Annotated in this window: 8 protein-coding genes; 7 read left to right on the top strand and 1 reads right to left on the bottom strand. The window is 74.1% G+C overall.

Annotated features, from left to right (window positions below):
- The 7 genes from G5C65_RS26805 to G5C65_RS26775 form a co-directional block, all read left to right on the top strand.
- Positions 1-329 (top strand): acyl carrier protein (locus G5C65_RS26805; RefSeq protein WP_241266080.1); only part of this gene is annotated, 329 nt, incomplete at its 5' end.
- Entirely contained in the window at positions 326-1576 is a 1251-nt protein-coding gene (locus G5C65_RS26800; protein ID WP_165301515.1) for a beta-ketoacyl-[acyl-carrier-protein] synthase family protein, read from the top strand. The genes G5C65_RS26805 and G5C65_RS26800, both read left to right, overlap by 4 nt.
- Positions 1573-2880 (top strand): beta-ketoacyl synthase N-terminal-like domain-containing protein, encoded by a 1308-nt coding sequence (locus G5C65_RS26795; RefSeq protein ID WP_165301514.1) that lies wholly within the window; start codon positions 1573-1575, stop codon positions 2878-2880. The genes G5C65_RS26800 and G5C65_RS26795 overlap by 4 nt, the downstream gene beginning before the upstream one ends.
- Positions 2873-3616: a 3-oxoacyl-ACP reductase FabG gene (gene fabG, locus G5C65_RS26790; protein ID WP_165301513.1), complete on the top strand. Its 744-nt coding sequence runs from the start codon at positions 2873-2875 to the stop codon at positions 3614-3616. The genes G5C65_RS26795 and fabG overlap by 8 nt, the downstream gene beginning before the upstream one ends.
- Positions 3613-4770: a class I SAM-dependent methyltransferase gene (locus tag G5C65_RS26785; RefSeq protein ID WP_338146679.1), complete on the top strand. Its 1158-nt coding sequence runs from the start codon at positions 3613-3615 to the stop codon at positions 4768-4770. Before fabG ends, G5C65_RS26785 begins: the two co-directional genes overlap by 4 nt.
- Before the next feature lie 103 nt (positions 4771-4873).
- Entirely contained in the window at positions 4874-5644 is a 771-nt protein-coding gene (locus tag G5C65_RS26780) for a 4'-phosphopantetheinyl transferase family protein (protein ID WP_165301512.1), read from the top strand.
- Positions 5645-5730: 86 nt separating this feature from the next.
- A complete protein-coding gene (locus tag G5C65_RS26775; protein WP_165301511.1) occupies positions 5731-6921 on the top strand; it encodes a pyridoxal phosphate-dependent aminotransferase in 1191 nt (396 codons plus the stop codon).
- Here G5C65_RS26775 and G5C65_RS26770 read toward each other — a convergent pair.
- Positions 6893-7620: NaeI family type II restriction endonuclease (locus G5C65_RS26770; RefSeq protein WP_165301510.1), on the bottom strand; the 728-nt coding region annotated here is incomplete at its 5' end. The genes G5C65_RS26775 and G5C65_RS26770 overlap by 29 nt on opposite strands.

The raw sequence follows: 7620 nt of genomic DNA, 5'->3' as shown, positions 1-7620 counted from the left end.
GGACAGCGCACACACACACCGCAGCACAACCACACCCACCGCACGTCATCACCACCCATCGGGAGGAACCCATGAGCGCCGTCGTCATCAACGCCGAGACCGAGGCCAAGGTCCGCGAGATCCTCGTCAACTCCCTGGACCTGGAGGGCGAGGAGCTGACCATGGACGGCCTGTTCGTGGAGGACTACGGCGCCGACTCGCTGGGCGCGATCGAGGTCCTGTCGGCGCTGGAGAAGACCTTCGACGTCACCATCGAGCAGGAGGAGATGCAGCGGATGGTCAACCTGGCGACCGTGCTGGACATCCTGTCCCGGGCAGCCGCCCGATGAGCGGCCGGCGCGTCGTCGTCACCGGGATCGGCGTCCTGTCGAGCATCGGCAACGGCGCCGCCGAGTTCACCCGGGCCCTGCGCGAGGGCCGGTGCGGAGCCGGGCCCATCACCCGCTTCGACGCCACCGGCTTCCGCGAGCAGTACGCGCACGAGGTCCGGGACTTCGAACCGGCGGACTGGATCCACCATCTGCGCCCCGACACCCTCGGCCGGACCACCCAGTTCTCACTCGCCGCGGCCCGGATGGCCACCCGGGACGCGGACCTGGAGCCCGACCGGCTGCGGGAGACGCGGGTGCTGGTCACCATCGGCACCACGGACGGCGAGGCCGCGGAGTACGAGCGCCTCATCGAGACCGAGCTGGCCGAGGGACCGGAAGGGATGGACGCCACCGCCGTACGGCGCCTCCCGGCGCACCGGCTGGCGCTGGCCGTCGTGCGGGAGCTGCGGCTCCCGTACGCGGCCCCGTCCGTCCTGGGCACGGCCTGCGCGGCGGGCAACTACGCCATCGGCGACGGCTTCGACGCCATCCGCTCCGGCGAGGCCGACTACGCGCTGGTCGGCGGCGCGGACGCGCTGGCCCGCCGCACCTTCGCCGGGTTCTCCCGGATGGGGCTGGTCGCGCCCGACCGCTGCCGCCCGTTCGACGCGGAGCGCGAGGGGCTGCTCACCGCCGAGGGCGCGGGCGTGCTGCTGCTGGAGCCGCTGGACTCGGCCCTCGCGCGCGGCGCGCGGATCTACGCCGAGCTGCTGGGCTACGGCCTCAACTGCGACGCCCACCACCCCACCGCGCCCGCCCTGGAGAGCGTGTCCCGCTGCATGGAACTCGCCCTCGCGGACGCCGGGGTGAAGACCGGCGAGGTCGACCTGGTGTCCGCGCACGGCACGGGCACCAAGACCAACGACGTCACCGAGGCGCGCGCCATCCGCGCCGTCTTCGGCGACGAGCCGCCCCGCACCGTGGCGCTCAAGTCGATGCTCGGCCACTCCATGGGCGCCGCCAGCGCCCTCGGCGCCGCGGCCTCGGCCCTGGCGCTGGCGCGCGGCTTCATCCCGCCCACCGTCAACCACCGCTCCACCGACCCCGAGTGCGGGATCGACTGCGTGCCCAACCACGCCGTGGCCGAGGCCCCCCGCGTGGTCGTCAACAACGGCCTGGCCTTCGGCGGCAACAACGCCTCCCTCGTGCTGGGCCGCAGCGACCGGACCGAGGACAGCCCGCGAGACCCGGAGGACCCGCGATGAGCACCGCACCACCCGCCACGGCGCAGCGCCGCGCGGCGCCACCCGTGATCACCGCCTGGTCGGCGGTGTCGCCGTACGGCCTGGGCCGCGCCGCGCACGCCGCGGGGCTCGCCTCCGGCGGGCCCACCGCAGGGCCGGTGGACGACACCCAGCCGCTGTGGGCGGGCGGGCCGGACGAGTCGGCCTGCCTGGTGCCCGGCTTCGAGGTCCGCAAGGTCCTCGGCAAGGCCGGGACCCGCACCATGGACCGGGTCACCGGGCTCGCGGTCACCGCCGTACGCGAGCTGTTCCAGGACGCCGCGGACGCCGCGGACGGAGCAGACGGAGCGGGCACCGGCACCGCGCCGGTGCCCGCCGGGGCCGGCACCGCGCTGGTGCTGGGCACCACGCTGGGCAGCGCGTACCTCCAGCACATGTTCTCGAAGGCGTCCTTCGAGGGTACGAAGCCCTACGACGTGCCGACGCAGTGGATGCCGAACGTGCTGATGAACTGCCCGGCGTCCGCCACCGCCATCCGCTACGGGCTCAAGGGCCCCAACGCCACCCTCGCGGGGGGCCGTCCGGCCGCGCTGCTGGCCCTCGCCTACGCGCGCCGGCTGCTGGCCGCCGGCCGCGCGGAGCGCACCGTCGTGGGCGCCAGCGAGGAGTACTCGGCGGCCCGCGCCTGGCTGGAGCGGCACGGCTCCGCCGCCGCCGGGGGCGCGCAGGACGTGCCGCTGGGCGAGGGCTGCGCGGTCCTCGTCCTGGAGCCGGGCGACGGCGGCGCGGACGCCGGAGGGAGCGGGAACCCGCCGCTGGCCGAGGTGCTCGCCATCGACGTACGCACCGACATACGCGGCGATGTGCCCGCCACCCTCGCCGACTGCGTCACCGATGCCCTCGACCAGGCCGCCTCCCGGCCCGACGACGTCTGGGCGGCGCTCGGCGGCGGGCTGCCCGGCCCCGCCGGGGACGCCGAACAGGCCCTGCTGAGCGAGCGGTTCGGGGCCGCCGCCACCGAGCGGCTGGCCGGCCACGAGCTGATCGGGGACACCGCAGCGGCCTCCGGCGCGTTCCAGCTCGCGGCCGTCCTCGCGGGCGCCGCCGCCGACCCGGCAGCCGCCGGCCGCACGGCCGTGGTCACCTCGGTCGACCGGGACGGCGTGGTCGCCTGCGCGGTGCTGCGGCTGTGTGAGCAGGCGCCCCGAAGGGGCGCGGGGCCCGTTCCGATGGCGGCTCCGCCGCGGGGCGCGCCCGGCCACGGCGAAGCCGCGCAACTCCCGCTGCCGCCCGGCGGAAGGGAAGAGGGGAGCCCCGATGAGTGACCGCAACGTCGCCCTCGTCAGCGGCGGCTCCCGCGGCATCGGCCGGGCGGCAGCGCTCCGGCTGGCCGAGGACGGCTACGCCATCAGCTTCTGCTACCACTCCGACACCGAGTCCGCCGCGCGGCTCGGCAAGGAGCTGAGCGAGATCGGCGTGGACTGGCTGCCCGAGCAGCTCGACGTCTGCGAACCGGACGCCGTGCGCGCCTGGGTGTCCCGCACCGAGGAGGAGCTGGGCCCCATCCGGGTGGCCGTGGCCAGCGCGGGCGTCACCCGCGACAAGCCGCTGCTGATGATGTCCGACCAGGACTGGTCGCAGGTCATGGACACCAACCTGGACGGCGTGGCGCATGTGCTGCGCGCCGTGCTGTTCCCGATGGTCAAGCGCAAGTCGGGGTCGATCATCACGCTGTCGTCGGTCTCCGGGGTCTACGGCAACCCGGGCCAGGGCAACTACTCGGCCTCCAAGGCCGGGATCATCGCCCTCACCCGGACCCTGGGCAAGGAGGTCGGCAAGTTCGGCATCCGGGCCAACACGGTCGCCCCCGGAATGATCGAGACGGATATGACCACCGCCGCGCTCGGCGAGGCCGCGCGGCGCCGCGCGGTGGACGCCATCCCGCTGGGCCGGTTCGGCACGGCGGAGGAGGTCGCAGAGGCGGTCTCGTTTCTGGCCTCCGACAAGTCCGCGTACATGACCGGGTCCGTCCTGCAGATCGACGGCGGCATCGTCCTGTGACCGACACCTCCGAGGAGACCACCATGAGCGTGCCCCGCTCTGCCTCCAACACCACCACCGCCGTCTCCAGCAACCACACCCCGCTCGTGGACCCCACCCGGTTTCCGGCCGTCGCCGACGGCGAGGTCCGCGCGGCGCACCGGCTGTACGAGCACCTCATCGGCATCTGGGCGCCCGGGGTCATCGAGGCGGCCCAGGACCTGGGCGCCTTCGCGGCGCTCACCGAGGGCCCGGCCACCGCCGCCGCGCTCGCCGAGACCCTCGGCACCGACCTGCGGGCCACCCGGGTGCTGCTGGACGGGCTGTCCGCGTACGACGTCGTCCAGCGCACCCGGGGCGCGGACGGCCAGGCCGTCTACACGCTCCCCGCCGAGCTGCACGGCGTGTTCGCGCCCGACGGGCTCTACAGCCTCGCCGGGAAGATCGGCCACGACCGCAACGTCGCCTGGAGCGCCTGGCGGAACCTCGCGCGGAACGTGCGCGACGGGGCCCGTACGTCCGACGGCGCCGAGCAGCTGAACCAGATCTCCGAGGAGGACTACACCTCGCTGGTGCGCGGCATCAACTTCTGGGCCCCGCCCATCGTGCGCCCGCTCGCCGAGCGGCTGCGCACGACGGGCTGGGGCACCGGGAGCGGCCGCACGCTGCTGGACGTCGGCTGCGGCACCGGCATCTACAGCCATCTGCTGCTGAAGGAGTTCCCCGAGCTGTCCGCGACCGGGCTGGACGTGGGCCGCATCGTCCCGATCGCCGAGGCGCAGGCCGCGCAGTTGGGCGTCGCCGACCGGTTCCGGTGCGTCACCGGGGACTTCTGGAACGACGAGTGGACCGGCGACACCGATCTGGCGCTGTTCGTGAACATCTTCCATCTGCAGACGCCGGAGTCCGCGCGGGACCTGCTGCTGAAGTCCGCGAAGGCCCTCTCGGACGACGGGGTGATCGCCATCGCGGACCACATCGTCGACGAGGAGGAGGGCGAGGACTCCACACAGAACCGCTTCTTCCGGCTGTTCGCCGCGTCCATGCTCGCGACGGGCGGCGGCGACGCGTTCACCGTGCACGACTACGACCAGTGGCTGTCCGACGCGGGCCTGCGGAGGGTCGGGCTGCTCGACACGCCCATGCACCGGGTTCTGCTGGCCTCGCACGCGTAGCCCGGTCCTGCGACGTGCGCCCCTGCCCCTGCCCCTGCCCCCGTCTCCGGCACCGGCACCGGCACCGGCTCCGGCACCGGCTCCGGGAAGGAAAGGAGGATTCATGGCCCGCCTCGTAGCCCGGCCGGCGGCCGGCGAAGTCCAGGTCTGGTGGGCCGCCCCACACCACGGCAGCGACGCCCGGCACGATCTGCGCACCCTGCTCGACGACCGCGAACTGACCCGCTGGCGGCGCCTCCGCCGCCCCGCCGCCCGCGCGCTCTACCTCACGGCGCACGCCCTGGCCCGGCTGGTGCTGGCGGCACACACCGGCGGCCACCCGGCGGCCCTGGAGTTCCGCACCGCGTGCGTCCACTGCGGCGGCCCGCACGGCAAGCCGCAGCCGCTCGTGCCGGGCGGCTGGCAGCTCTCCCTCTCCCACTCGGGACAGCGGGTCGCCGTGGCGGTGAGCCAGGGCCTGCCGCTGGGCGTCGACGTGGAGCAGGTCAGGCGCCGCCCGGACGCCCTGGCCGAGACCGTGCTCACCGGCACGGAGCGTGCGGCCCTCGCCCGGCGCCCGGCCCACGGGCGGGCCGGGGACTTCATCCGCTACTGGGCCCGGAAGGAGTCCGCGCTCAAGGCCACCGGCGACGGCGTGATGACCGAGCCGGTACGCCTGACGGTCAGCGCCCCGGGCGAGCCCCCGGCCCTGCTCTCCTGGCGCACCGACCCCGCACCGCCCGCCCTGCCGCACCTCACCGACCTCGACCCGGGCCCCGGCTACCGCGCCTGCCTCGCCGTGCTCGGCGTGCCGCGCCGGGTCACGGAACACGACGCCACTCCCTTGCTCCTGCCGGCACCGGCCCCGGCCCCCAGCGCCGCGATGCGCACCTGACCACCCGGCGTACTTGGCGTACCCGGAGGACGGGACGTCCCGGAACGGGTCCTGACGGGGCGGGCAGCACCTGCAAGGATGCGGGCATGGGACGACCTCCACTCAACAGCAGACTGGCGGAGTTCGGCACGACGATCTTCGCCGAGATGTCCGCGCTCGCCGCCCGCACCGGTGCGATCAACCTGGGGCAGGGCTTCCCCGACGTGGACGGCCCCGAATCCGTCCGGGAGGCCGCCGTCCGCGCGCTGCGCGACGGCCGGGGCAACCAGTATCCGCCGGGCCCCGGCGTTCCGGAGCTGCGCGAGGCGATCGCGGCCCACCAGTCCCGCTGCTACGGCTCCCTCGGGCTCACGTTCGACCCGGACACCGAGATCCTGGTCACGGCGGGCGCCACGGAGGCCGTCGCGGCGGCGCTGCTCGGCCTGGTGGAGCCGGGCGACGAGGTCATCGCGCTGGAGCCGTACTACGACTCGTACGCCGCCAGCATCGCCCTCGCGGGCGGCACCCGGGTCCCGGTCACCCTCCGCCCCCGCGGCGGAGCCGCTGACCAGCACTTCCACCTGGATCTGGACGAGCTGCGCGACGCGGTCACCGACCGCACCCGCCTCATCCTCCTCAACACCCCGCACAACCCCACCGGCACCGTCCTCACCCGGGACGAGCTGGCCGCCGTCGCCGAGCTGTGCGTGGAACGCGACCTGCTCGCCGTCACGGACGAGGTCTACGAGCACCTGGTCTACGAGGGCGAGCACCTCCCCCTCGCGTCCTTCCCCGGCATGCGCGAGCGCACGGTCACGATCTCCTCGGCGGGCAAGACCTTCTCCTTCACCGGCTGGAAGGTCGGCTGGGCGATGGCGCCGCCGGAGCTGCTGAAGGCGGTCCGCGCGGCGAAGCAGTACCTGACGTACGTGGCCTCGGGCCCGTTCCAGTACGCGGTGGCGGAGGCCCTCGCCCTCCCGGACACGTACTACGCCGCGCTGCGGGACGACCTCCGCGCCAAGCGGGACCTGCTGGCCGACGGGCTGCGCGGGGCGGGCCTGGAGGTCTTCACCCCGTCCGGCACCTACTTCATCACGGCCGACATCCGCCCCCTCGGCGAGACCGACGGCACCCGCTTCTGCCTCGCCCTCCCCGAGCGCTGCGGCGTGGTGGCGGTCCCCACCCAGGTCTTCTACGACCACGAGGCGGAGGGCGCCCCGTTCATCCGCTTCGCCTTCTGCAAGCGCACCGCTGTCCTGGAGGACGCCCTCACCCGCCTGAAGTCCCTCTCCGGCTGAGCCAGAGCACATCCAGCAGGTCGTGCACGGACTCCACCGGGTCGTCCGGCCCGGCCACGGCCCACCGCGCTCCCGCCAGCTCGACGACGGGGCCGTCGTCGTACCCGGCCCCGACCCGGAGCAGTCGCACGCTGACGTACTCACCGGGGCGGGGCCGGGGCAGGCGGAGAGTCTCGGCCATGCCCCGTTCGGGATAGCCGAGGACCACGATGCCCTCTTCGGCCAGCGAGCCGACGGCCTCCCGGAGCGGCTGGCCGACCCGGTGGATCATTCCGACCGTCCCGAGGACGTAGGCCGACACGACGCGCCCCGTCGACCGGCGCAGGAGTTCCGTCATGCGCTGCTCGGCGGTCGGCTGGCCGAAGACCACCGCGAGCTCATCACCAGGCATGCGCAACAGGGGGTTGTCCGGCACGGGTTGACCGCGGAACAGCCAGCGGATCTCAGGATCCCTCCAGGACTTGAGCTCGGCCCTGGCGCCCGTGTGCGGAGGAGTCCAGAGCCCCGCATCCCACACCCCGTTGTCGCCGCTCACGGTAACGAACATCACCAGAGCGCCGTACGACACCAGGTACGGGGGCTTCCTGCCCAGCCTGAACTTGAAGTCGACCGGCACGCCTTCGAGGAAGAAGTCCGCACCGTAGTCCGAGATCGCGCTCGGGTTCGGCGCGAACCCGAATTCCCGCCCCACCCCCGCCA

It is taken from the genome of Streptomyces boncukensis (assembly GCF_011045075.1).
Lineage (GTDB): Bacteria > Actinomycetota > Actinomycetes > Streptomycetales > Streptomycetaceae > Streptomyces > Streptomyces boncukensis.
This window is presented reverse-complemented; position numbering and strand designations above follow the sequence as displayed.

Bases quoted from the DNA above. Each gene is read 5' to 3' on its own strand.
- G5C65_RS26800 (WP_165301515.1), top strand. From the start codon at position 326: ATGAGCGGCCGGCGCGTCGTCGTCACCGGGATCGGCGTCCTGTCGAGC.
- G5C65_RS26795 (WP_165301514.1), top strand. From the start codon at position 1,573: ATGAGCACCGCACCACCCGCCACGGCGCAGCGCCGCGCGGCGCCACCC.
- fabG (WP_165301513.1), top strand. From the start codon at position 2,873: ATGAGTGACCGCAACGTCGCCCTCGTCAGCGGCGGCTCCCGCGGCATC.
- G5C65_RS26780 (WP_165301512.1), top strand. From the start codon at position 4,874: ATGGCCCGCCTCGTAGCCCGGCCGGCGGCCGGCGAAGTCCAGGTCTGG.
- G5C65_RS26775 (WP_165301511.1), top strand. From the start codon at position 5,731: ATGGGACGACCTCCACTCAACAGCAGACTGGCGGAGTTCGGCACGACG.